This is a genomic window from Azospirillum melinis (assembly GCF_013340935.1).
In the GTDB taxonomy this organism is placed as follows: Bacteria; Pseudomonadota; Alphaproteobacteria; order Azospirillales; family Azospirillaceae; genus Azospirillum; species Azospirillum melinis.
This window is the reverse complement of sequence record NZ_WHOS01000003.1, coordinates 33,819-57,284: the sequence shown is the minus strand read 5'-3', so window position 1 is coordinate 57,284 and position 23,466 is coordinate 33,819. Positions and strand designations below refer to the sequence as shown.

The 23,466-nt window shown below is 66.6% G+C and carries 18 protein-coding genes; 8 read left to right on the top strand and 10 right to left on the bottom strand.

Annotated elements, in window-relative coordinates; genetic code table 11:
• Nucleotides 1-3: 3 nt before the first annotated feature.
• Nucleotides 4-447 carry an NfeD family protein gene (locus GBZ48_RS03485; protein WP_174469749.1) on the top strand — a complete coding sequence of 148 codons (444 nt, stop codon included), beginning with the start codon at nt 4-6 and terminating at the stop codon, nt 445-447.
• Between the two features lie 101 nt (nt 448-548).
• Here the strand turns inward: GBZ48_RS03485 and GBZ48_RS03480 are convergent, their stop codons facing one another.
• The 5 genes from GBZ48_RS03480 to GBZ48_RS03460 all read right to left on the bottom strand — a co-directional run bounded on the left by GBZ48_RS03480 (nt 549) and on the right by GBZ48_RS03460 (nt 6,190).
• On the bottom strand, nt 549-917 hold the full coding sequence (locus tag GBZ48_RS03480) for a GcrA family cell cycle regulator (protein WP_098740035.1): 369 nt from the start codon (nt 915-917) through the stop codon (nt 549-551).
• Nucleotides 918-1,091: 174 nt separating this feature from the next.
• Nucleotides 1,092-1,892, bottom strand: a complete 801-nt coding sequence (locus GBZ48_RS03475) for an anti-sigma factor family protein (RefSeq protein ID WP_174469748.1) — start codon at nt 1,890-1,892, stop codon at nt 1,092-1,094.
• Entirely contained in the window at nt 1,892-2,443 is a 552-nt protein-coding gene (locus tag GBZ48_RS03470; protein ID WP_109047670.1) for an RNA polymerase sigma factor, read from the bottom strand. Before GBZ48_RS03470 ends, GBZ48_RS03475 begins: the two co-directional genes overlap by 1 nt.
• A 42-nt stretch (nt 2,444-2,485) precedes the next feature.
• Nucleotides 2,486-3,931 carry an NADP-dependent isocitrate dehydrogenase gene (locus tag GBZ48_RS03465; protein WP_174469747.1) on the bottom strand — a complete coding sequence of 482 codons (1,446 nt, stop codon included), beginning with the start codon at nt 3,929-3,931 and terminating at the stop codon, nt 2,486-2,488.
• Nucleotides 3,932-4,072: 141 nt separating this feature from the next.
• Nucleotides 4,073-6,190 carry a multicopper oxidase family protein gene (locus tag GBZ48_RS03460; RefSeq protein ID WP_174469746.1) on the bottom strand — a complete coding sequence of 706 codons (2,118 nt, stop codon included), beginning with the start codon at nt 6,188-6,190 and terminating at the stop codon, nt 4,073-4,075.
• 378 nt (nt 6,191-6,568) lie between these two features.
• Between GBZ48_RS03460 and GBZ48_RS03455 the strand changes: the two genes are divergently transcribed.
• Nucleotides 6,569-8,749, top strand: a complete 2,181-nt coding sequence (locus GBZ48_RS03455; protein ID WP_174469745.1) for an SLC26A/SulP transporter family protein — start codon at nt 6,569-6,571, stop codon at nt 8,747-8,749.
• 103 nt (nt 8,750-8,852) lie between these two features.
• Here the strand turns inward: GBZ48_RS03455 and GBZ48_RS03450 are convergent, their stop codons facing one another.
• Nucleotides 8,853-9,509 carry a hypothetical protein gene (locus GBZ48_RS03450; protein WP_174469744.1) on the bottom strand — a complete coding sequence of 219 codons (657 nt, stop codon included), beginning with the start codon at nt 9,507-9,509 and terminating at the stop codon, nt 8,853-8,855.
• 334 nt (nt 9,510-9,843) lie between these two features.
• On the opposite strand from GBZ48_RS03450, the gene GBZ48_RS03445 reads away from it, so the two are divergent.
• Nucleotides 9,844-10,656 carry a DUF2189 domain-containing protein gene (locus tag GBZ48_RS03445; RefSeq protein ID WP_246306956.1) on the top strand — a complete coding sequence of 271 codons (813 nt, stop codon included), beginning with the start codon at nt 9,844-9,846 and terminating at the stop codon, nt 10,654-10,656.
• A gap of 368 nt (nt 10,657-11,024) precedes the next feature.
• Here GBZ48_RS03445 and GBZ48_RS03440 read toward each other — a convergent pair whose 3' ends face one another.
• Complete coding sequence (locus GBZ48_RS03440) at nt 11,025-11,864, bottom strand: hypothetical protein (protein WP_174469743.1); 840 nt, start codon at nt 11,862-11,864, stop codon at nt 11,025-11,027.
• 408 nt (nt 11,865-12,272) lie between these two features.
• A complete protein-coding gene (locus GBZ48_RS03435; protein WP_174469742.1) occupies nt 12,273-13,463 on the bottom strand; it encodes a vWA domain-containing protein in 1,191 nt (396 codons plus the stop codon).
• Between the two features lie 69 nt (nt 13,464-13,532).
• Between GBZ48_RS03435 and GBZ48_RS03430 the strand changes: the two genes are divergently transcribed.
• Together GBZ48_RS03430 and ccoG are read left to right on the top strand one after the other, a co-directional pair.
• Complete coding sequence (locus GBZ48_RS03430) at nt 13,533-14,126, top strand: HD domain-containing protein (protein ID WP_174469741.1); 594 nt, start codon at nt 13,533-13,535, stop codon at nt 14,124-14,126.
• Between the two features lie 120 nt (nt 14,127-14,246).
• Nucleotides 14,247-15,764 carry a cytochrome c oxidase accessory protein CcoG gene (gene ccoG / locus GBZ48_RS03425; protein ID WP_174469740.1) on the top strand — a complete coding sequence of 506 codons (1,518 nt, stop codon included), beginning with the start codon at nt 14,247-14,249 and terminating at the stop codon, nt 15,762-15,764.
• Between the two features lie 171 nt (nt 15,765-15,935).
• Here the strand turns inward: ccoG and GBZ48_RS03420 are convergent, their stop codons facing one another.
• Nucleotides 15,936-18,779 (bottom strand): [protein-PII] uridylyltransferase, encoded by a 2,844-nt coding sequence (locus GBZ48_RS03420; protein WP_174469739.1) that lies wholly within the window; start codon nt 18,777-18,779, stop codon nt 15,936-15,938.
• A 216-nt stretch (nt 18,780-18,995) separates the two neighbouring features.
• Here GBZ48_RS03420 and GBZ48_RS03415 point away from each other — a divergent pair, with 216 nt between their 5' ends.
• Nucleotides 18,996-19,358 carry a hypothetical protein gene (locus GBZ48_RS03415; RefSeq protein WP_174469738.1) on the top strand — a complete coding sequence of 121 codons (363 nt, stop codon included), beginning with the start codon at nt 18,996-18,998 and terminating at the stop codon, nt 19,356-19,358.
• Nucleotides 19,359-19,545: 187 nt separating this feature from the next.
• Complete coding sequence (locus GBZ48_RS03410) at nt 19,546-19,869, top strand: hypothetical protein (protein WP_174469737.1); 324 nt, start codon at nt 19,546-19,548, stop codon at nt 19,867-19,869.
• 54 nt (nt 19,870-19,923) lie between these two features.
• Here the strand turns inward: GBZ48_RS03410 and GBZ48_RS03405 are convergent, their stop codons facing one another.
• Nucleotides 19,924-20,454: a hypothetical protein gene (locus tag GBZ48_RS03405; RefSeq protein ID WP_174469736.1), complete on the bottom strand. Its 531-nt coding sequence runs from the start codon at nt 20,452-20,454 to the stop codon at nt 19,924-19,926.
• A gap of 262 nt (nt 20,455-20,716) precedes the next feature.
• Here GBZ48_RS03405 and mutS point away from each other — a divergent pair, with 262 nt between their 5' ends.
• Nucleotides 20,717-23,356: a DNA mismatch repair protein MutS gene (gene mutS / locus GBZ48_RS03400; RefSeq protein ID WP_174469963.1), complete on the top strand. Its 2,640-nt coding sequence runs from the start codon at nt 20,717-20,719 to the stop codon at nt 23,354-23,356.
• Nucleotides 23,357-23,466 lie beyond the last annotated feature (110 nt).

The following is a 23,466-nucleotide window of genomic DNA, read 5'->3' as shown; positions in this document are numbered from 1 at the left end:
CGGATGTCGCCTCTGCTTTGGGGAGCGTTGGGTGCCGTGCTGATCGCGGCCGAGCTGGTGATCCCCGGCCTGTTCCTGATCTGGTTCGGCGGCGCGGCGATGCTGACCGGGTTGGTCACCGCGCTCTGGCATGACTGGGGGCTGGTCAACGAGGCCGGATTCTTCACAATCGCCGCCGGGGCTGCCGTTGCCGTCGCGATGATCCATGCGCGCCGCCGCAATGCGTCGTCGGAAAGCGATGCCGCCCGGATCAACGACCGCGCCGGTCAGCTGGTCGGCCGTGCGGTGACACTGAGCGAGCCGATCGTCAACGGACAGGGCCGAGTGTTCGTCGGCGACACGCTGTGGTCGGTCGAGGGACCGGATCGGCCGGCCGGGGCGGCGATGCTGGTCGCCGGCCATAAGGGGATGGTTCTGATGCTGCGCGATGCGGTGGAGGGCCGATAGGGCTTCTCCCCGCGCAACCAGTCGGCCCTACAAATCACCCAACAAAAAAGCCCGTCTCTCCCCCGAGAGCGGGCTTTTTTGTTGGGTATCTTGCCGAGCTGTCAGGCGGCGCCGACGTTGCGGTCTTCCTCACGCTTCTTGCTGCCCGACGCCGGCTGATAGGCCAAGGCGGCGTGCTCCGCGCAATAGGGCATGCCCGCCAGGGCGGTCTTGCCACAGAAATGGAAATCCTGGTGCTTGGGGTCGCCGACCGGCCATTTGCACATCCGCTCCGTCAGAGCGAGGATGGTGGCGCCGCGGGTCGGCTTCTTCTTGATTGGCGACGGCCGGCCCGACAATCCCAGGCGATGAGCCTTGCCGATGACCGCGTTGCGGGTGATGTCTCCCAGAATGTCGGCGATCTCGCTCGCGCTCAAACCCTGGGACCAGAGATCCTTGAGCTGTTGTATCCGCTCGTCCGTCCAACTCATCCCCGAGTACTCCCGATCCGGTGTCCGGTTATGCTGTGGCAAACAGGTCACGGTCTAGTGCCGTTTTCCATAAGCCGCAACATTTTGTGCCAGCCGGTGAGGAAGCTACCAGATGACGGCAGCGGACGATAGGGGGGCGCGGCAACATTCCTGTTGATAAGTCCGTGGGTAGACTCACGAATTCAACGCGCCATAGACCTCCTCGGCGACGCCGGACAGGGTATCCCGATCGGCCTCTCCGGCGACGGCCAGCGCCAACCCATTGTCCTGCCAATACAAAGCGCGGACGCCACCATCCTGGGCGAACCGGAACGCTGAACCGGAGGTGTTGGGAGAGGGGCGAATATACAACGTGATGCGACGCCCAGCCGCATCCTCGTACATGTACATTGCAACAGGTCCAGCAGAATCGGCCAAAAGCCGGCCGCCGATCAGTTGGTAACCTCCTCGTGTGACTTTTGGGCAACGCATATTCTTGCCCAACCGCTTGGACAGCCAGTTGACCAGATGCGCTTCCTCATCGACGCCGATCTCGACCGGATGGCGGACCTCGACGGAGAAGACGCGGTGGGCGGCGACCGCATCGGCGATGAAGGCGGCAGTCGGTGGTTCGGCCCGCATGCCAATGCGGTCGCGCATCAGCCAGCCGCTGGCCCCGCCGGCGACGAACACCAGAAGGGAGGCGGCAATCGCCGTTCCCCACCAGACAGCACGGCCACGGGAAGGGAGCGGCTTTTCGGAATGGTCGCGGGCGGTAAAGGGCGGGGTCAGGCGGTCGGGCAAAGGCTGGTCGATCAGCGGACCGAAGCTCTGCCCCAATAGGGAGCGCTGGGCACGGTAGCGTTCGAAGCGCTGGGCGACCTCCGGATTGTCGGCGAGGTGGCGTTCGACAGCGGCCAGCCGTTCCTCCGGCAATTCGCCGTCCAGCCAGGCATGCAGCTCGGCTTCGGTCACGGGATTGCTGATGCCGCTCATCACTTGATCCTCCTGACGACCTGCTGGGTTCCACCGTCCAGCAGGACCCTCAATTTTTCGCGCGCCCGGGCCAGCCGCGACATCACCGTCCCGATCGGCAACTCCAAGACCTCCGCCACCTCGCGGTAGGACAGCCCCTCCATTCCCGTCAGCAGCAGGATGGTGCGGTGTTCGTCGGTCAGCTGGGCGAAGGCGCGGACGAAGTCGCGCACCGCCCCGCGGTCGGCCGGCGGGGCGCTCAGCGCCAGATCGTCGGCCAGATCCTCCACCGGCACCTCCGCCCCGCGCCGTCGCCGGCCGCGCTGGCTGGAGATGTGCAGGTTGTGCAGGATGGTCATCAGCCAGCCGCCGAGCTTCGACGGGTCCCGCAGCGCATGGCGGTTGGCCAGCGCCTTCTCCACGCAGTCCTGCACCAGATCGTCGGCGTCCGGCCGGTTGCCCACCAAAGCGGTGGCATAGCGCCGGAGCCGCGGCACATGCGCGGCGATGGCGCGGTCGTCGATGTCGGGCGGGCTCATGTCGGGTCCGGGGATGGCGTCGTCGTCAGTCATGACGCCCAGCCCCGCCGGTTTATTCCCACTCCGCCCATCGGATCACTGGCCCGGCGAGGAGAAGCCGGCCTTGCCGTCGAAATTGCTGAGATTCTCGGTCTGGGTGAAGTCGATCCCGGCCGCGGCCAGCCGGCCCAGCAGTTCGACGATGGCGCCATGCTGCACCGGGCCGTGCTGCGCCAGGAAGCGGCAGCGCCAATGGTCGGTGCAGAACACGTCGGCATTGCCGTCCGGCCAGACCCGCTGCGAGCGGTTGGAGATGCTGGTCAGCTTCAGCGCATCGGTCGACAGAGGCAGCACCAGTTCCGCCAGGTCGTCGGGCAACCCGCCGGACCATTGCAGGAAGATGTCGACCCCGACCAGTTCCTTCAGCGCGCGGACGCGCGGGGAAAGCCGGTTGATGCCGTCATAGGCCGGCCTTGCGGTGGAGTAGCCCACCGGCGGCATGGTGACCGGGGTCTGGCCCAGCCGCTCCACCACCGCTTCGGCGAAAGCGGCGGTACCGGCACGGACACGGCCCAGCCCGCGGGCGTAGATGTCGGCGGTGTGGATGCCGTCCTCGATGGTCTTCAGCCACGCATTGTGGATGCGCGCGGCGATGTCGCCCTGGCCGATATGGACCAGCATCATCACGGCGGCCATCAGCAGGCCGGAGGGGTTGGCGATGCCCTGCCCGGCGATCATCGGGGCCGAGCCGTGGATCGCCTCGAACATGGCGCAGGTCTCGCCGATGTTGGCGGAACCGGCCAGCCCGACCGAGCCGGTCAACTGGGCGGCGATGTCGGAAACGATATCGCCGTAGAGGTTCAGGGTGACGATGACGTCGAAGCGCTCCGGCTGGTCGGCCAGACGGGCGGCGCCGATGTCGACGATCATGTGGTCGGCCTTGATCTCCGGATAATCGGCGGCGATTTCGTAGAAAATCTTCAGGAACAGCCCGTCCGTCATCTTCATGACGTTGTCCTTGACGAAGGCCGTCACCTTTTGTCGGTGGTTGGAGCGGGCGAAGTCGAAGGCGTAGCGGACGATGCGCTCCGACCCCGGACGCGAGATCAGCTTGACCGACTGGATCACGTCGTCGGTCTGGCGATGCTCGATGCCGGCGTAGAGGTCTTCCTCGTTCTCGCGGATGATGACCACGTCCATGCGCGGATGCCGGGTCCGCACATAGGGGTGGTAGGAGACGCAGGGGCGGACATTGGCGAACAGGCCCAGCGTGGTGCGGGCGACGACGTTCAACGACTTGTTGCCGTATCCCTGGGGCATGGTGATCGGCCCCTTCAGGAAGACCCGCGTGCGGCGGATCGATCCCCAGCCGGCGGCATCCAGCCCGCCGGGATGACCCCGCTTGTAGACGGCCTCGCCTGCCGGGACCTCTTCCACCTTCAGCCGCGCGCCGGCCGCATTCATCACATAAAGCACGGCATCCATGATCTCCGAGCCGATGCCGTCGCCGCGTGCGACCGTGACGGGGGTGATATCGCGCATGCACTCACTCCAAGGGGACGCGCGACCGTAGACGCAAACAGGGGCCTTTTTCAATGGTTGGAGGCAGCGACGGATCGCAGCATTCGGTGCGGCGCACTCCCCGCTCCCGGCTTTGCGGAAGCGGGGAGTGCGCGCGTCCGGTCAGTGATGCGCCCCGGCGACGCCGCCGCGGCCATCGGGCACGCCAATGCTGACATTCTGCATCATGCCCTGGTCCTCATGGTCGAGGATGTGGCAGTGCAGCACATACTCGCCGATGAAGCGCTCGTAGCGGGTGCGGACGGTCACCTTGTAGACGCCCTTCGGCGGCTCGGCGGAGGTCAGCGCGTTGTTGTTGTCGCTCTTCACCCAGATGGTGTCCTTCCACACGCCCTTCATGCCGGCATAGTCCGGGTCGCCGGAACCGGGCTCGCTGACATCGCGGCCGTCCGGACCGATGACCGAGACGATCTGGAACGGGTTGACGTGGATGTGGAAGGGATGGCTGACGAAGTAGGAGGCCAGCTCCCACTGCTGGGCGGTACCCAGGACCACCGGCCGGTTGTCCACGTTCGGCCGGTAGGCGGCGGCCCCCTTCGGGCCATAGGTGCCGTCGGGATTCTCCACCACCTCGAAGCTGTCGGCGACCTGGAACAGCGCGTTAGTGCGCTTGCCCCCTTCCGGCGGCAGGTTGATGAAGAAGGTCAGCTCCTGCTTGGGCTGGTGCATCACCTCATGCTCGGTGATCGGCCGGTGGGCGGTGAATTTGCTGAAACGCGGGCAATAGGGGGTGTCGGCCATTGTCTTGCCGAAGCAGCGGGCAGTCAGCCCGTCGATGACCTCCTTGGCGACCGACGGCGCGTATTTCGTCGCGTTGACCGTCAGCCGGCGTATGGTCTCCTTCACCGGATCCTTGACCACGCGGTCGCCCTTGACCCGGACGAAGCCGAGCACACCGGTGGAGGTGGCGGTCTGGTCCGGGCTGGCGTTGGCGGCGGACGGCTTGTTGATGACGCAGTAGATGCCTGGTTCGGGGAAGTTGACCAGCAGGTCGTCGCGGTAGCCCGGCTGCATCGGCACGCTGGTGCGCACCTGCCCTTCCTCCATGGTCAGGCCGTCGGAGGCCGCCAGGATATAGGGCACAGGCTGCCCGACGCAGCGTTCCTTGGCGAAGCGGTCCTGGCCGGCGGCCGACAGGGTCTTTTCGCTCTGGAAGAAGCCTGTCGGATCCAGCTTGCGGAACTCCACCGTGATGGGCGAGCGGACGCCACCATGGATCAGGCGCCAGCGCTCCGGCTCGCCGGTCCTGGCGTTGGCGAACATCGGACGGACGCGGCCGTTGACGGTGGTGAAGCGCCCGGACTGCTCCCAGGTGCCCGGACCGAACTGATCGTAGGACACGACCTCGCCGACCTCGCCCGGCGCGCAGCTCCAGTCGATGGAGCCGTCGGCATTGGTCTTCAGCTTGCCGTCCTTGGTGCAGGCGTAGGGGATCTGCTCGAACAGCAGGACCCGGTCGGTCATCGCCACGCCCTTGGGGCTGGTCAGCAGGGTGTCGAGATCGCCGTTGGCCTCGCGCGTCGGCGGGCGGTCGCCGCGGATGATCAGCGCGCCGGCCATGCCGCTGCCGACCTGGAGGGCGGTCGAGCCGTGGCGGTGCGGGTGATACCAGAAGGTGCCGGCCGGATGGTCGGCCGGGATGTTGTACTCATATTCGAAATCGACGCCCGGATTGAGCGAGATCAGGACGTTGTCGCTGTTGCCGGTCGGGCTGACCCAGACGCCGTGGCTGTGCAGGTTGGTGCCGTTGAAGCAGTGCGGGGTGTTGATGTCCGCCGGCGCCTGACTGGTGCAGTTCGGATCGGCCGGCAGCTCGTTGTGCAGCTTGATGCGCACCGTGTCGCCCGGCGTCGCTTCGATGGTCGGCGCGACATAGGGATGGTTGGGATCGACGTCGGTGCCGCGGTAGCTGCGCAGCCGCACCGCGTCGGGACGGCCCTGGGCGGGGTTGCGGATATAGCCGTCGGTGAAGGACACGAACAGGTCGTAATTGCGCGCCTGCCCAGTGTGCGGGCGGGCGGTCGCCTGCGGCTGGCGCATCAGGAGAGAGCCGACGCGCGGCGATTCGGAATTGGTCAGCAACGGCGGATTGCCGATGGCTTCGCCGGCCGGCTCCCCGACATCCTTCGTTGCGTCCTTGGCGGCGGTGGCAGCCAGCGCGCCCGTTGCGGCGCCCAGCGCCAGAGGCATCAGCAAGCCCAGCAAATATGCATGCTTCATGAAATGCTCCCTCGATAACGTCCTATATCGAGAGATATGATTCCTGATAATTGATCTTTGCAACGCAATCACACGCATCAACATATGTTGCCGTGCCCGCTCCTGGCCGGGCCGGAGCACCATCGATCCGCAGGGGACGAACCGGCTGGCGCAATGCATGGTGGCGCAGCACAATTCATCACCGCTTATTGCTTGCCTGGGCAGCAGGATTCCGGTCACTGCTGCACGGGTGACGGCGGTCCGCCGCCGTGACGCAGGCCTTTGCACAAGAACCGCCCGATCAGCCGGACCGAACGCGACATCATGAGCGACGCCCCCATTCGGAAGCCTTCCACCGGCCACTCTGCGCATCCCGGCCGGAGCCCGATCGCATCGGCGATGATCGGGCTGATCGCGGGCATCGACAATCTGGGCAACGGGCTGGCGATTGCCGCGCTGCTGTTCACCGGGCCGCTGGCGGCCGGGCTGGGCGCCGGGGTCGGCGTGGTGCTGCTGAGCGCCGCCATCCTGGCGCTGCTGGTCGCCCTGCGCAGCACGCAGCCGAACTCCGTGGCGCTGGTGCAGGAGACCGGCGTCGCCATCCTGGCCTCCACCGTCGCGACCATGGCGGCCGGGCTGGAGGGCGCGCCGGAGGGGGTGAGGATCGCCACCGCCTTCGCCATCCTGGGCGGCAGCACGCTGGTGACCGGGCTGCTGTTCTGGATGGTGGGGCGGCTTCGGCTGGGGCGGCTGGTGCGGTTCTTTCCCTATCCGGTGGTGGCCGGCTTCCTCGCCGGGTCGGGCTGGCTGCTGGTGGAAGGTGCGCTGGCGATGGTCAGCGGGCGGCATGGGCTGGGCGCCGGAATCGCCGGGCTGGCGGCGCCGATGGTGGCGGTCACCGCGGCGGCAGCGGTCGGGCTGGCCGGGCTGCTGGTGCTGGTGATGCGGCGCAGCGCCAGCCCCTTCGCCATGCCGCTGGTCCTGCTGACGGCGGCGCTGGCCTTCCATGCCGGGCTGCCCCTGCTGGGGGTGACGGCGGAGCAGGCGCGCGGCTGGGGCTGGCTGCCGGGTGTGGCAGGAGGAGACGGTTTCAGCCTGCCGGTGCCGACGGAGGTGCTGGCGCTGGCCGATTGGGGCCGGGTGGCGGCGGCGCTGCCGGCGATGGTCTCGGTCGCTGTGCTGGGCATGCTGGGCCTTCTGCTGAATGTCAGCGGGATCGAGTTGGCGCAGGGCCGCGACATCGACGCCGACGCCGAGCTGCGCAGCACCGGGGCGGCCAACCTGTTGGCGGGCGCGCTGGGCGGGCCGTCCGGCTATGTCGGGCTTGGCATGACCCTGCTGGCCGGGCGGATGGGCGCCAGGGGGCGCGGCGCCGGGCTGGCGACCGCGGCGGTGATCCTGGGCGGGCTGTTCGTTGCCGGGTGGCTGGTGTCGGTGACCCCGGTGTTCCTGACCGCCGGGCTGATCCTGTTCCTCGGCGTCGAGCTGTTGCAGGAGTGGCTGATCGAGGCACGCCGCCGGCTGCCGCGGACGGAGTGGCTGATCGTGCTGGCCGTGGTTCTGGCGATTGCCGGGATCGGCTTCATGGAGGGTCTGGCGCTGGGTCTGGCGGTGTCGCTGGCGATGTTCGTCTACAGCTATTCCCGGCTGCCGGTGATCCGCGGCCGGCACAGCGGGGCGGAGCTGCGCAGCCGGGTCGACCGCAGCCCGGCGGCCAGCCTGCATTTGACCGCAGCCGGCGCGGCCATCGAGGCGATGCAGGTGCAGGGCTATCTGTTCTTCGGCACCGCCGAGCAGATCGTCGGCCCGGTGCGCGACCGGCTGGAGCGGGCGGGCGTACAGGCGGGCGGAGATGCGGGAGCGCAGCCGCTGCGGTTCCTGATCATCGACTTCCGCCACATCAAGGGCATGGATTCGGCCGCCGCCGGGGTGTTCCGCCGCATCCGCAACTTGATCGAGGCGGCCGGCGCCACGCTGGTGCTGAGCGCCCTGCCCGACGCGGTGGAGGATGCCTTCCGCAACTGCGGCCTGGACCCCGACCGCGACCCGGTGCTGCGCCGCGCGCCCGACCTCGACCATGCGCTGGAATCCTGCGAGGAGGCGCTGCTGGCCGAGGACGGCGGCTCGGGCGGCGGGGCGGACGCGCCGCTGCTGCGCCATCTGGAGGCGATGACCGGCCCGCACCCGCGGCTGGCCGACGCGGTGGCGGCGCTGGACACCCTGCATCTGGAGCCGGACGAGGTGCTGATCCGCGCCGGCGAGACGGCCAGCGACGTCTTCATCATCGGGCGCGGCCGGGTGAAGGTGCAGATCGCCCTGCCCGACGGCCGGAGCCTGCGCCTGCGCACCATGACCGCCGGGGCGGTGGTCGGCGAGATCGCCCTGCTGCTGGGCCAGACCCGCGGCGCCGACGTGGTGGTGGAAACAACCGCCACCATCCACCGGCTGACCGCGGCGACGCTCGCCCGGCTGGAGCGCGAGGATCCGGAACTGGCGCTGGTCCTGCACCGCATCCTGGCGACGACGCTGGCGCAGAAGGTGACGCTGGCGAACCGGCTGATCGAACAGGCGGCGGTGTGAGGCGGCGGTTTGGGGCGGGGTAGCGGCGCTATGGTCTGGAGCGGATGGAACGTGTGAAACGCCGTGAACCGCTTTCCAGGCGGCGTTCCACTGTCGCATCCGCTCAGCGGCGGCGGGGGAACGCCCCCTCCCCGCCCTGGCGCTCCAGGGCCGAGCCGAGGTTGGGATAGGGATCGTCGGGGTTGACGGTCCAGGGATAGACGCCCTTCGGCCCCTCCGCCTCCGGCCGGGCGATGATGGCGGCGATCACCTTGGGGTCGGGCGGGGTGTGCTCGCGGATCGCGCCGGGGATGCTGTCGTCGTCGAGGCCGGGCAGCGGGGCGGCGGGTTCGGCGGCGGCGGGACTGGCGGCGAGATCGTCGAAGTCCTTGAACAGGCCGAGCCGCTCGGCCAGCCAGCGCACGGTGGAGGGATCGCCGGATGAGACCAGCCGCTCGATCTGCTCGGTCACCAGGGCGCGCAGCGAGCCGAGCCGAAGCTCCGACTCGCGGTTCAGCGCCTGCCGCTCCCACCAGACGCGATGGCGGAACGCCTGCGACCCGTAATAGGCCCGCCACAACGTGGTGCGGCTGCACCCCATGGCGCGGGCGACCTGCTGGAAGGACGCGCCGCGCGCCAGCATGCCGGCGGCCATCACCCACTGTTCCTCGTGGAAGCGCGAACCGGGAACGAGCGAGCCTTCGGGCGGAACCGGCGGCTCCTCGGCCCAGCGGGGGAAGTGGTCGGCGGGGTGGTTGGCGGGGGACAGGCAGTCGGGCATGGGGCGTCTCCTTGGAGATATGGGTTATTAATCCTAAAACAAGCGTAGTCCCGCGGCAATGATAGGTTTAAAAGCCATCATCCTGTTGGCTTCTCGGTCCGAAGGTCTGCGCGGACTCATTCCCTGAAAATGTATGTATACCCATCATTCGCCGCGCCCGATTTCGGCAGCGGGTGTATCCTCTGCCGGACCGCGGTCCGATACCCGTCCCCGCCTGGGCGGCACAGTCTCACGCCGCCCCGCCCGTCTGCCGGATCGAGCCGCCCTCGCGACACCACCGACTGCCCGTCCACGCCCCCACCGGGCCGGTCAAGGAAGAGGGAGGAGTTCCGCCATGGCGAACCGCTGGTACATGCCCGAGCATAAGGCGCCGCTGACAGACATGCTGGTGGTGCCCAAGGATGTCCGTATCCGTTCCATCGACACCCTCAGCCTGGGCGAGGCGCTGGCATTGGGATGGCGCGACTTCCTCGCGGCACCGACGCAGTTGCTGTTCCTGGGCATCATCTATCCGCTCGTCGGGCTGGTCGCGGCGCGCATCGCCTATGGCGGCGAGTTGCTGCCGCTGTTCTACCCGCTGGTCGCCGGTCTCGCTTTCGTCGGTCCACTCGCCGCCGTCGGCATCTACGAACTGAGCCGGCGGCGGGAACGCGGACAGCCGGTTTCCTGGGTCAACGCGCTGGATGTCTTCCGGTCGCGGGCGATCTGGTCGATCGCGGCGCTGGGGCTGCTGATGCTGACGCTCTATGTGCTGTGGCTGGGAGCGGCGCAGATCGTCTACGACCACACGCTGGGCCGGCTGGAGCCTGGAAGCGTCGGCGCCTTCGTCCATCTGCTGTTCACCACGCCGGAAGGCTGGCAGATGATCGTGCTGGGCAACGCCGTCGGCCTGTTCTTCGCACTGGCGACCCTGGCGCTGAGCGTGGTGTCCTTCCCGATGATGCTGGATCGCGAGGTGGACTGGATCATCGCGATGCAGACCTCGGTGCGCGCGGTGATGGCGAACCCCGGCCCGATGATGCTTTGGGGCGTGATCGTGGTGGCGATGCTGGCGATCGGGTGCCTGCCGGCCTTCGTCGGGCTGGCGATCGTCATGCCGGTGCTGGGGCACGCGACGTGGCACCTGTATCGGCGGGTGGTGGGGTGAGTCCGGCGCGGCGTCCGGGTTTCTGCCAGTAGCAGGCTGAATGCAGCGAGTTGCCGCACAGGATTATCGCGACGATGATGGCTGGCGGTACGTAGCTCAACATTGCCGCAGGCTGATCGGTCTTGCCAAGTTTCCGAAGTGTGCTTGATAGCATTCCATGCAGCCGAACCGGGCGACAGCCGAATGCTGCGGCTTCCCTATCGCCGGCCTACGCGACTGGGAGCAACGCCACAGCAAGCCGGACGCGGCGATCACGGCCTATCTGGCCGTGATCGCGCATGAATTAAAGCGGTGATACGGGCGCTGGATAAGTTACGAACGACGTGAATTTGGCTCAATATCTGGTTCGATACTGCATTTTGGCAACTCTACGCACTTCCAAACATTTTACTTGCTTGTTCAGTTATTCTGAGTGGCAATGCCTTCTCGCTGAAACCACCAAGAATTCCGATAATGACTGCAGCTTCAATATTATCTTTGAAAGAACTTGCTTTAATGCTGCCAAGCTGAACGTCTAATATCTGCAAAGAAAGCAGAATCCCAAAGGAGACCGCAAGCAGTCCAACGAAAATTAACCTATTAAAGGGGTTCCACCCACTCTGCTCAAGAAAACTCAGATCATCGAAAGATATTTTTATTCTCTTCGCACTAAACGAAAGCCACACCCCAATAATGCTACCACACCAAATTACCCCATAACCTCTGGCGTCTAAAAAATACAATCTAATAACGTAAATTTCTACCATGGCGATTACTGAGAACAGAACCACCCCTATAATACCAAGGCTTTTCAAATATCGATTGCGAATGAATTCCGACTCCCTCACTACGATATCATTCCGCAATCCAATAAGAGCGCGCGCAGATATTTTTGTTTGCGGCGCGTCGCCAACCAAACCTGCTTGAGCGAGAGATAAAAGTGAGCGAAAATATTCCTCAAATTTTTCGTCGTTATCGGAAAATATAATCTTCATTACTGTCAAAGTGCTTTCAATTGAATTTCTTAACTCATCTTGATCATCTGGGATATCACCATCAAATTGCGCACTTCTTTGAAAGCAAATATCGCGCTTATCATCAGGGTTTCTACAAACATAGAAAGCCCCTCTGACCTTTTTAGATGACACTCGCTGCTCAGAATCTGACGAATCAGTGACCGGCACAGGATTCGTCTTCTCACTTCCGGTCACTAATTCGTCAGAAGCCATGATTATCACCACCTAAAATTGATTGGCTTTATCTTCTTCCACAGGTCGGGCACGCGCCTTCCGTGGGATTAAAACTTGACGTCCTTCTCACCATTCCGCTTTCCCCCAAAATCGTCCCTCCACGATTCATTGGCATTTTTGTCAAAATTTCTCGCAACTCTCGAAGTAAAGTATCTTCGTCGGGCGTTCTTGATTTTCTTTCCAAGACCGCAATTACTTTTCTCACGCTATCAATCATAATGCCTCTCAGTGTACCGACACACGACGCCTAACATAATGCCGAGCAGAAGTTAAAATTTCCAACATTTATGATTCATTAACTTCAATTTGGCGACGCACATACTACCGTATGTAAAGCGAAGTTTACGCCAATCGTTAGAGAGCTAAATAATACCGAACAATATTTCCCTACCTCCCCAACTCCCGCATAGCCCCGTCCAGCCCCTCCAGCGTCAGTGGGAACATTCGGCCTCCCATCAGGCGCTGGAGCAGGCGGGTGCTTTCCGAATAATCCCAATATTGCGGCGAGGTCGGGTTCAGCCACACCGCCTTGGCGTAGACCGACAGCAGGCGCTGCATCCACACCTGCCCGGCCTCCTCGTTCCAATGCTCGACGCTGCCGCCGGGATAGACGATCTCGTAGGGGCTCATGGCGGCGTCGCCGACGAAGACCAGCTTGTAGTCGGCGGGATAGGTGTGCAGCACGTCCCAGGTGGACAGACGCTCGGTGTGGCGGCGCGCGTTGTCGCGCCAGACGCCCTCATAGACGCAGTTGTGGAAGTAGAAGTGCTCCAGATGCTTGAACTCGCTGCGGGCGGCGGAGAACAACTCCTCGACAAGGCGGATGTGGTCGTCCATCGAGCCGCCGATGTCGAGGAACAGCAGCACCTTGATCGTGTTGTGCCGCTCCGGCACCATCTTCAGGTCGAGCCAGCCGGCGTTGTTGGCGGTGGCGCGGATGGTACCGGGCAGGTCCAGTTCGCTGGCCGCACCGCTGCGGGCGAACCTGCGCAGGCGGCGCAGCGCCACCTTGATGTTGCGGGTGCCGATCTCCACCCGGTCGTCCAGGTTCTTGAACTCGCGGCGGTCCCAGACCTTGACGGCGCGGCGGTGGCGACTCTCGTGCTGGCCGATGCGCACGCCCTCCGGGTTGTAGCCGTAGGCGCCGAACGGTGAGGTGCCGGCGGTGCCGATCCATTTCGAACCGCCCTGGTGCCGGCCCTTCTGCTCGGCCAGACGCTGGGCCAGAGTCTCCATCAGCTTGTCCCAGCCGCCGAGAGCCTGGACCTGCGCCTTCTCCTCGTCGGTCAGGAAGCGTTCGGCCAGCTTGCGCAGCCACTCCTCCGGCAGGTCGGTGACGGGGACCTCGTCGGCGGCCGGGGTGTCGTCGGTCAGGCCCTTGAAGGTGGCGCCGAAGACGCGGTCGAAGCGGTCGAGGTTGCGTTCGTCCTTAACCAAGCATGCACGACTGAGATAATAGAAATCCTCGACGCGGAAGGACGCGGTGCCCTGCTTCATGGCCTCCATGAGCGTCAGGTACTCCGTCAGCGAGACGGGCACGCCGGCCTTGCGCAGATCGAAGAAGAATGACGTGAACATGGGCGCAGTCCTTCGGCATCGGGGTCCCCGGGGCGGAGAATAATGCAATGCCCCAGCCGAGAGAACAGCATGAGCCTGCCAAACGCCTCCCTGCCAAATTCCTCCTTGCCGGGCGCCCCCCTCCTCGATTTCGCCCGCGCGCTGGATTTCGCCGCGCACAAGCACATCGACCAGCGTCGCAAGGGCGTGCGCGCCGAGCCTTACGTCAACCACCTGTCGGAGGTGGCCCTGCTGGTGGCGGAGGCGACGGCCGGCAAGGACCCGGTGGTGGTGATCGCCGCGCTGCTGCACGACACGCTGGAGGACACCGACGCCAGCTATGAGGAGATCGAGCAGCTGTTCGGCACCGAGGTGGTGCAGGTCGTCGCCGAGACCACCGACGACAAGCGCATGTCGAAGGCCGAGCGCAAGCAGCACCAGATCGATGCCGCGCCCCATGCCTCGACCCGCGCGAAGCTGGTGAAGCTGGCCGACAAGGTGTCGAACCTGCGCTCGATGGCGCACAGCCCGCCCGCCGACTGGCCGCTGTCGCGCAAGGTCGAGTATTTCGAATGGGCCCATGCTGTGGTCGCCGGCCTGCGCGGCACCGACGCCCGGCTGGAGGCGCTGTTCGACCGCGCCTATCACGACGGGCTGGCGGAACTGCGCGGGCAGACGGTGTAAGGAAGGGATGGATTAAGCGGGCCGGATTGACATTGCGCAATGCGGCTCCATGACGGAAGTCTTATGGAGAAGGGACGACGCTGACGCCACCCGCGCCGCTGACGGCCGAGGAAAGAAGCCATGTCCCTTCGCCAAGAAGACACCACCCTCACCCGCCGCCCCGACCCCGCCGGCAGGCACGCTGCGAAAGCCCACGCCGAGCCGCATGAGGAGCCGGGACGCCACTGGTTCATCGACCGGCCCAAGGTCTATGCCGCCGATGTGAAGGGGCGCTTCCGGCAGCTGAAATGGGCGGTGCTGATCGTCCTGCTGGCGGTCTACTACATCACGCCGTGGCTTCGCTGGGAACGCGGGCCGGGCATCCCGGACCAGGCGGTGCTGATCGACATGGTCGGACGCCGCGCCTATTTCCTGTGGATCGAGATCTGGCCGCAGGAGGTCTATTACCTGACCGGCCTGCTGATCCTCGGCGCCTTCGGCATCTTCTTCGCCACCACGCTGGCCGGGCGCATCTGGTGCGGCTATGCCTGCCCGCAGACGGTGTGGACCGACCTGTTCATGTGGGTGGAGCGCAGGATCGAAGGCCCGCGCACCACCCGCATCCGGCTGGACAAGGCACCGATGACCGGGGCCAAGCTGGCGCGCAAGACCGCCAAGCATGCGGCGTGGGTCGCCATCTCGCTGCTGACCGGCGGGGCCTGGGTGTTCTATTTCAACGACGCGCCGACGCTGATGGGCGAGCTGCTGCATGGGCAGATCACCAGCGGGGTAGCGACCTTCATCGCGCTGTTCAGCTTCACGACGTATTTCTTCGCCGGCTGGGCGCGCGAGCAGATCTGCATCTATGTCTGCCCGTGGCGCAGCTTCCAGTCGGCGATGGTGGACGAGGACACCTTCCTGGTCACCTACGAGGACTGGCGCGGCGAAGGCCGGGCACCGCTGCGCAAGTCGCAGAGCTGGGACGACCGGCAGGCGGCGGGCCTTGGCGACTGCATCGACTGCAAGCAGTGCGTCCATGTCTGCCCGACCGGCACCGACATCCGCGAGGGCCAGCAGATCTCCTGCATCGGCTGCGGCCTGTGCGTCGATGCCTGCAACGACGTGATGCGGCAGATCGGCCGACCGATCGACCTCGTGCGCTTCGACACCCAGTCGAACCAGATCGCCAAGATCGACGGCAAGCCGGAACGGGTGAAGCTGGTGCGGCCGCGCACGGTGATCTACTCGCTGATCATGCTGATCGTGCTGTGCGCCATGGGCATCGCGCTGATGCTGCGGCCGACGCTGGACGTCAGCGTGCTGCGCGACCGGGCGCCGCTGTTCGTGACGCTGTCCGACGGGTCGGTGCAGAACGCCTACACCATCAAGGTGCTGAACAAGACGCACATCGCCCGCAGCTATGCGGTGACCTTCGAGGGGCTGCGCGACGCGCACCTGTCGGTGGCCGGCGATGAGGATGCGGGCAGCGGCGGCAGCCTGACGCTGACCGCGGAGGCGGACTCGGTGGCAACCTTCCGGGTGTTCGTGAAGGTGCCGGCGGCGGCGGTGAAGTCGGGGTCGACCGACGTGGCGGTGATCGCCAAGGATCTGGGCAGCGGCGAGGCCGGCAAGCACGCCAGCGTTTTCATGGCGCCCTGAGGGGGCGAAGCAAGCGATCCCCTCTCCCGCCCCGGGAGAGGGAGGGACCCGCCGGAGGCGGGAGGGTGAGGGGCAATGCGGACATGGATTTTTCGATCCTTGACGCACCCCTCACCCCTCCCAAGCTTTGCTTGGACCCCTCCCCTCTCCCGGGGCGGGAGAGGGTGCATTCTACGCCCCCGTCACCTTCGTCCGCGTCCGCTTCACCGTCGTCGGCGGGGGGGCGTCGCCGGTGGGGTCGTCCAGCGCGCTCAGCAGGCGTTCCTTGATCTTCGCCAGCTTGCCGTCGTGGGTCACCTTCAGGCCGAAGACGTCCTTCACATAGAAGACGTCGATGGCCTTCTCGCCGAAGGTCGAGACCTTGGCGGAGCTGATCTGCAGGGTCAGGTTCGACAAAGCACGGGTCAGGTCGTAGAGCAGGCCGGGACGGTCGCGGCCGTTCACCTCGATCACTGTGTGGGTGGTGGAAGCGTTGTTGTCGATCAGCACGCGCGGCGGCACATGGAAGACGCGGGTGCGGCTGGCATGGGGCGTGCGGCGGGTCGACAGCTCGTTCAGCGGCTTCAGCTGGCCCGACAGCACCTTCTCGATCATCACCGACAGCTTGGCGAGCTTGTCGCCGCTCTCGAAGGCCCCGCCGCCGGCGGCGTCCTGCACCGAGAAGACGTCGAGCGCCATGCCGTTGGTCATGGTGAAGATGCGGGCATCGACGATGTCGGCGCCGCAGGCGGCCAACGCCCCGGCGAGGCGGGAGAACAGGCCGCTGTGGTCGGTGGCGTAGATCGTCACCTCCGTCACCGCCCGGCCGCGGTCGACGCGCGTCTCCACCGTCAGCGGGCGCTGCGCCCGCTCCGCCTCGCGGACGATGCGGGCCTGATGGGCCAGCGTGTCGGTGTCGAAGGCCAGCCAGTAGCCGGGGTAGCCGAGGCCCTTGTGATGGTCGAAGGCCGCGTCGTCGAAGTCGGTCAGCTCGGCGCGGAGTGCGGCCTGGGCGGCCTGGATGCGCCGGCCGCGGCCCTCCACCGTCATGCCGCCGGACATCAGCTCTTCGGAACGATTGTAGAGTTCGCGGAGAAGCGTGGCCTTCCAGTTGTTCCAGCGCTGCGGGCCGACGGCGCGGATGTCGGCCACCGTCAGCACCAGCAGCAGGCGCAGGCGTTCCGGCGACTGGACCAGCGCCACGAAGTCGCGGACGGTCTTGTCGTCCTCCAGGTCGCGCTTGAAGGCGGTGTGCGACATGGCGAGGTGCCAGCGCACCAGCCACGCCACCGTCTCCGTCTCCTCCGCCGTCAGGCCGAGCCGCGGGCAGAGCTTCTCGGCGACGCGGGCGCCCAGAACGGAATGGTCGCCGCCGCGGCCCTTGGCGATGTCGTGCAGCAGGACGGCGACATAGAGCGCCCGCTTCGAGACGACCTTGTGAATCACCTCGGTCGACAGCGGCAGCTCGTCGGCATGCTCGCCCGACGCGATCTTGTGCAGGATACCGAGCGCGAACAGCGTGTGCTCGTCCACCGTGTAGACATGGTACATGTCATACTGCATCTGCGCGACGACCCGGCCGAAGTCGGGGATGAAGCGGGCCATCACGCCCGCCTCGTTCATGCGGCGCAGCGTGATCTCCGGGTCCTTCGGTCCGGTCAGGATATCGAGGAAGAGCCGGTTGGCATCCGGATCGTTGCGCAGCTTCGGCCCGATGGCCGACAGCGACCGGGTGATTGACCGCAGCGCCGCCGGGTGGATGTCGATGTCGTTCATCTGCGCGGTGTGGAACAGCCGGATCATGTCGATCGGCTGTTCCTTGAACTGCTTGTCGCTGCGGGCGTTCAGCCGCTCGCCATCGACGATGAAGCCGTCCACGTCCTTGCGCCGCGCCACCGAGGCCAGACGCAGCAGGTTGAACTTGGGCGGACGCTTCGATTCCGCTTCGAGTGCGGCGCAGAAGATGCGCGTCAGGTCGCCGACATCCTTGGCGACCAGGAAGTAATGCTTCATGAAGCGCTCGACGCCCTTGGTGCCGGCATGGTCGGTGTAGCCCATGGCGGCGCCGATGCTGGTCTGGACATCGAAGGTCAGGCGGTCTTCCAGCCGGCCGGTCAGGTAATGCAGGTGGCAGCGCGCGGTCCACAGGAAGTTCTGCGCCTTGGCGAAGCGCTGCGCCTCCTCCGGCGTCAGCACATGCTTGCCGACCAGCTCGTCCACGCCTTCGACCCGGTAGAGATACTTGGCGATCCAGAACAGGGTCTGGAGATCGCGCAGGCCGCCCTTGCCGTCCTTCAGGTTGGGTTCCAGCACATAGCGGCTGTCGCCCATCTTCAGGTGGCGGTTGTCGCGCTCGGCCAGCTTGGCCTCGACGAATTCGGGGCCGGTGCCGGCAACGACCTCCTTGTCGTAGCGCTTGCGCAGCTCGGCGAACAGCTTGCCCGGACCCCAGAGATAGCGGGATTCTAGGATCGCCGTGCGGATGGTGACGTCGGCCTTGGACTGGCGGATGCAGTCGTCGACGCTGCGCACGGCATGGCCGACCTTCAACCCCAGATCCCACAGGATGTAGAGCATGTATTCGACCACCTGCTCCACCCGCGGCGTGCGCTTGTAGGGCAGCAGGAACAGCAGGTCGATGTCGGAGAAGGGCGCCAGCTCTCCGCGGCCGTAGCCGCCGGTGGCCGCCACGTCGAACACCTCGCCGGAGGTCGGGTTGGCGGTGGGGAAGATGAAGCGGACGGTGAAGTCGGCCAGCGTGCCGACCACCCGGTCGGCGAGGTAGCAGTTCTCCCGCACGCACTGCTCGCCCGATCCGCCGGCGTCGAAGCGCCGCCGCACCTCCGCCCTGCCCTCGGCCAGCGCCTTGCGCAGGCAGGCGATCAGCGCCGGGCGCAGCTTGTCCCCGGTGCCGTGCTCGGCGACCAGATCCTCAAGCTCCCCCGACAGCTTGCGGCGGGAGATGATGGCGCGCTTGTTCGGGATGGCGGGCGCGGGCGACTCTGGCGGGGGCAACGCCTTGGAGCGGGACAGCATCGGTCGGGAAAAACCTCGGCTTCTAAAGCGGCGTGCAGGCGATCCGGATGGCCGCAACGGTCGCACTATAGCGGTAAAGCCTTCAGGTAGCACGCCCGCACTGGAAAACCAGGGTCCCGGCCCCTGCATGTGACCCCGGTTGTGACGGCCGTCACAGCGCCTCCCCGGTTGCGGGGCCAGACTGGTCGCCATGGACGGTATCGCAGGAGACGGGCCATGACCGGCCGGACGAGCACGGGACGCGCGGCGGAGACATCGGCGAAGGAGACATCGCTGAAGGGACGGCGGGAGCTGGCGGCGCTGAACGACGCGTTGGCGCTGGCCGAACGCGGGCTGGGTCGGCAGACGGTGGCGGCGCTGATGGCGCGGCTGCTGCGGGTGGCGGCGATGTTCCCGCGCTCGGTGGACGACACGCTGATGTGGCAGGTGACCGACCTCGTCACCGGCGACGACCTGTCGGATGGGGTGAAGCTGACGCTGATCCGCATGGGTTGGGCGTCCATCGTCCAGGCGCAGTACCGGGCGCACGGCCTGCGGATGGTCGCCGCCCCGAAACGCCGGCAGGCCGCTGCGGCGTGACAGGAAGGGTCGGGTCCGGCAGGAATGGGCCGGCAGAACTTGCCCGCCGGCAGCCTCCGCCGCCCCGGCAGATCCCTCAAGTCCCTGAAATGGAAAGGCTTCCCGCTCGGCGTTGAAATTGCATCGCGTTCCGCACTGCCGGCAGTTGCTGTCCGGCGGCGGCGCAACCGACAGCGGGACCACCGCGATGCAAGTCAATGGCTACAGCGGCTACTCGAACTCCCTCTACACCCAGTCGCAGACGGCGGCCGCCCGCAAGGGCTGGGGCAGCAGTGCCGGGCCCACCACCGACACCGACGCGGTCAACGCCTTCCTGAAGGAATCGAAGAAGACGCCGGCCGAGCGGATCCGCGACGACTGGCTCGCCCGTCACAAGATGACGGAGGAAGACCTCAAATCGATGCCGTCGGAAAAGCGGGAGGCGGTCGAGAAGGAAATCGCCGAGGAGCTGAAGCGGAAGCTGACGGGGCAGGACGCCAAGCGCGGCGCCGTGATGAACCTCACCGCCTGACTCCGCTCGCCCGACGCAGCCTGCCCGCCTCCCTGCCCGCCCGTTCCGGTTCCGTCACGCGTCGCGCACGCTCACATGCACGTTGCCGCCGCCTTCACGATCCAACAGGGCGGAGGCCTGCGCCTCGCGCTCCGCCGTCTCCACCCGCACCCACAGGATGATGCCGCCGGCCTCCAGCGCGCGGGAGAACTCGTCGGGCTTGGGATGGCTGGTCAGCTCGTCCAGATAGTCCTTGATCGCCACGCCGCCGACACCGGCCGCGACCAGCGCCGCCAGCGCCGCCTCGATAGGGCCGCCGACGATGGCGATCAGGCCGGCGGTGGTCAGGGGGAAGGCGTATTTCAGCTCCCCCACCAGACCGGTCAGCGCCTCGTCGCGCGGCCGGTATTTCGGGTCGGCGGCCTCCAGCGAGGTGTGGCTGGCCAGGACCGACAGGTCGGCGCGGTCGAAGCCGGCCGCCAGCAGAGCCTCCACCGCGCGGTCGAACGCGGCGCGGGTGGCGAAGAGGGCAACGACCTCCCGCACCTCGGCAGGTGTGGCGGCAGGTGTGGCGGCAGGCACGGTCTGCCCGGTCGATTGCGTCATGATGGCCGTCTCCCTATTTTTCAGCTTTCCCTATTGTAGCGACCGGCGGCGCGCGCCCGTCAACCGCAACAGGAACGTGGACCCGAGTCGTCCGTGCGCGCCCTATTGTCCCACGTGCCATTGTCCCACGCCCGGCCATCCCGCCTATCCCGCGGCTGCATATCCCGTGATAGGGTGCGCATCCGATACAACACCCACCCAAGGCTCCGTGGTTCCCGTGTCCGACATCGCAGAAATCGTCATCCCGCCCGACGCCACGCCGATGATGGCGCAGTATCTGGAGATCAAGCAGGCGCATCCCGATTGCCTGCTGTTCTACCGGATGGGCGACTTCTACGAGATGTTCTTCGAGGATGCGGTCAATGCCGCGGCGGCGCTCGACATCGCGCTGACCAAGCGCGGCCAGCATCTGGGCGAAGACATCCCGATGTGCGGCGTGCCAGTGCACAGCCACGAGAATTACCTGCAGCGCCTGATCCGCCAGGGCTTCCGCGTCGCCATCTGCGAACAGATGGAAGACCCGGCCGAGGCGAAGAAGCGCGGCGGCAAATCGGTGGTGAAGCGCGGCGTCATCCGCATCGTCACCCCCGGCACCCTGACCGAGGACAGCCTGCTCGACGCCCGCTCCTCCAACTGGCTGGCGGCGGTGGCGGAGACGGCCGGCGGGCTGGGGCTGGCCTGGCTGGAAATGTCGACCGGCGAGCTGGTGGTGCAGCCGGTGGAGCGGACAGGACTTGGCGCGGCACTGGGGCGGCTCGACCCGCAGGAGGTGCTGATCTCCGAGAAGCTGAGCCAGACGCCGGAGCTGTTCGAGCTGTGGGGCGAATGGAAGTCGCGGCTGACCATCCAGCCCACCCCGCGCTTCGACAGCGAGAACGGCAAGCAGCGCCTGCTGACCCAGTATGGCGTCGGCACGCTGGATGCCTTCGGCACTTTCAGCCGGGCGGAGGTCGCGGCGGCCGGCGCCCTGGTCGGCTATGTCGAGCTGACGCAGAAGGGGCGCGTGCCCCGGCTGTCGCCGCCGCGCCGGCTGGGGCCGGGGGCGGTGATGGAGATCGACGCCTCCACCGCACGCAATCTGGAACTGACGCGGACGCTGAACGGGGAGCGGCGCGGCAGCCTGCTCGCCACCATCGACCGCACGGTGACGGGGGCAGGCGCCCGGCTGCTCTGCGCCCACCTCACCTCACCGCTGACCGATCCGGTCGCCATCGGCCGCCGGCTCGATATGGTGGAATTCGCGCTGACGGGTGAGCGGCTGCGCGGCGAGCTGCGGCAGGCGTTGCGGAGCTGCCCCGATCTGGAGCGGGCGCTGTCGCGGCTGACGCTGGGGCGCGGGGGACCGCGCGATCTTGCGGCAATCCGCGACGGGCTGCGGCAGGCCGGGCTGATCAGGGAACTGCTGGCCGGCGCCATGCCGCTGCCGGACGGGCTGGCGGCGCTGGACAAGCGGCTGGGCGCGCATTCGGAACTGGTCGACCAGCTGACCCAGGCGCTGGCGCCGGAGCTGCCGCTGCTGGCCCGCGACGGCGGTTTCATCGCCCGCGACTACAGCTATGCGCTGGACGAGCTGGTGACGCTGCGCGACGAGAGCCGGCGGCTGATCGCCGGCCTCCAGACGAAATATGCCGAGATCGCCGGGGTGCCGTCGCTGAAGGTCAAGCACAACAATGTGCTGGGCTATCACATCGAGGTCACCGCCGCCCATGCCGACAAGCTGATGTCGGACCGGGGCCGCGAGGTGTTCATGCACCGCCAGACCATGGCGAACGCCGTGCGCTTCGGCACGGTGGAGCTGTCGGATCTGGAGCGGCGGATTTCGGAGGCCGCCGACAGGGCGCTGGCGGTGGAGCTGGAGCTGTTCGCCGGGCTGGTCGAGGTGGTCGCCGGCAAGGCCGACGCCATCGCCCAGGCGGCGCATGCGCTGGCGGCGCTGGATGTCGCCACCTCGCTGGCCGAACTGGCGGAGGAGCGGCGCTACAGCCGGCCGCTGGTGGACGACAGCCTCGCCTTCTCGATCAAAGGCGGGCGGCATCCGGTGGTGGAGGCGGTGCTGGACGCCGCCCATGGCGGGCCGTTCGTGGCGAACGACTGCGATCTGGCGCCGGACAACCGGCTGTGGCTGCTGACCGGTCCGAACATGGCCGGCAAGTCGACCTTCCTGCGGCAGAACGCGCTGATCGCGATCCTGGCGCAGATGGGCGGCTTCGTCCCGGCGGAGCAGGCCCATATCGGGGTGGTGGATCGGCTCTACAGCCGCGTGGGTGCGGCCGACGATCTGGCGCGCGGGCGCTCCACCTTCATGGTCGAGATGGTGGAAACGGCGGCGATCCTGAACCAGTCCGGGGCGCGTGCGCTGGTGATCCTCGACGAGATCGGGCGCGGCACGGCGACCTTCGACGGGCTGTCCATCGCCTGGGCCTGTGTGGAGCATCTGCACGACGTGAACCGCTGCCGGGCGCTGTTCGCCACGCACTATCACGAGCTGACCATGCTGGCCTCGAAGCTGCCGGCGCTGTCCTGCCACACCATGCGCATCAAGGAATGGCAGGGCGACGTGGTGTTCCTTCACGAGGTGACGGCGGGGGCGGCGGACCGCAGCTATGGCATCCACGTCGCCAAGCTGGCCGGGCTGCCGCCGGCGGTGGTCGGGCGGGCCGACGAGGTGCTGAAGCTGCTGGAATCGGGCGACCAGAACGCGACGATCCACCGGCTGGCCGAGGATCTGCCGCTGTTCAGCGCGGCGCTGAAGCGGCCGGCGCCGAAGGCCGAAGCGGCGGTGGCAGCGACGCCTGCGGGGCCGTCGCCGGTGGAAGAGGCTCTGGCGGGGATCGACCCGGACAGCCTGACGCCACGGCAGGCGCTGGAGGAGCTGTATAGGCTGCGGGGGATGGTGGGCTGATCGCTCAATCGCTCCCTCTCCCGCCCCGAGAGGGAAGGGGCCCATGCGCAGCATGGGAAGGGTGAGGGGTGATCCAAGGAACCATGCGGTCCAGGATTTTTGCTCTACCC

Excerpts from the sequence above, each read along its gene's own strand:
- GBZ48_RS03430 (WP_174469741.1), top strand. The coding sequence starts at position 13,533 with ATGAGCCTGCCAAACGCCTCCCTGCCAAATTCCTCCTTGCCGGGCGCC.
- GBZ48_RS03445 (WP_246306956.1), top strand. The coding sequence starts at position 9,844 with ATGGCGAACCGCTGGTACATGCCCGAGCATAAGGCGCCGCTGACAGAC.
- GBZ48_RS03415 (WP_174469738.1), top strand. The coding sequence starts at position 18,996 with ATGACCGGCCGGACGAGCACGGGACGCGCGGCGGAGACATCGGCGAAG.
- GBZ48_RS03465 (WP_174469747.1), bottom strand. The coding sequence starts at position 3,931 with ATGCGCGATATCACCCCCGTCACGGTCGCACGCGGCGACGGCATCGGC.
- GBZ48_RS03435 (WP_174469742.1), bottom strand. The coding sequence starts at position 13,463 with ATGTTCACGTCATTCTTCTTCGATCTGCGCAAGGCCGGCGTGCCCGTC.
- GBZ48_RS03480 (WP_098740035.1), bottom strand. The coding sequence starts at position 917 with ATGAGTTGGACGGACGAGCGGATACAACAGCTCAAGGATCTCTGGTCC.
- GBZ48_RS03410 (WP_174469737.1), top strand. The coding sequence starts at position 19,546 with ATGCAAGTCAATGGCTACAGCGGCTACTCGAACTCCCTCTACACCCAG.
- mutS (WP_174469963.1), top strand. The coding sequence starts at position 20,717 with ATGATGGCGCAGTATCTGGAGATCAAGCAGGCGCATCCCGATTGCCTG.
- GBZ48_RS03470 (WP_109047670.1), bottom strand. The coding sequence starts at position 2,443 with ATGACTGACGACGACGCCATCCCCGGACCCGACATGAGCCCGCCCGAC.
- ccoG (WP_174469740.1), top strand. The coding sequence starts at position 14,247 with ATGTCCCTTCGCCAAGAAGACACCACCCTCACCCGCCGCCCCGACCCC.
- GBZ48_RS03460 (WP_174469746.1), bottom strand. The coding sequence starts at position 6,190 with ATGAAGCATGCATATTTGCTGGGCTTGCTGATGCCTCTGGCGCTGGGC.
- GBZ48_RS03405 (WP_174469736.1), bottom strand. The coding sequence starts at position 20,454 with ATGACGCAATCGACCGGGCAGACCGTGCCTGCCGCCACACCTGCCGCC.
- GBZ48_RS03450 (WP_174469744.1), bottom strand. The coding sequence starts at position 9,509 with ATGCCCGACTGCCTGTCCCCCGCCAACCACCCCGCCGACCACTTCCCC.
- GBZ48_RS03420 (WP_174469739.1), bottom strand. The coding sequence starts at position 18,779 with ATGCTGTCCCGCTCCAAGGCGTTGCCCCCGCCAGAGTCGCCCGCGCCC.
- GBZ48_RS03455 (WP_174469745.1), top strand. The coding sequence starts at position 6,569 with ATGATCGGGCTGATCGCGGGCATCGACAATCTGGGCAACGGGCTGGCG.
- GBZ48_RS03440 (WP_174469743.1), bottom strand. The coding sequence starts at position 11,864 with ATGGCTTCTGACGAATTAGTGACCGGAAGTGAGAAGACGAATCCTGTG.
- GBZ48_RS03485 (WP_174469749.1), top strand. The coding sequence starts at position 4 with ATGTCGCCTCTGCTTTGGGGAGCGTTGGGTGCCGTGCTGATCGCGGCC.
- GBZ48_RS03475 (WP_174469748.1), bottom strand. The coding sequence starts at position 1,892 with ATGAGCGGCATCAGCAATCCCGTGACCGAAGCCGAGCTGCATGCCTGG.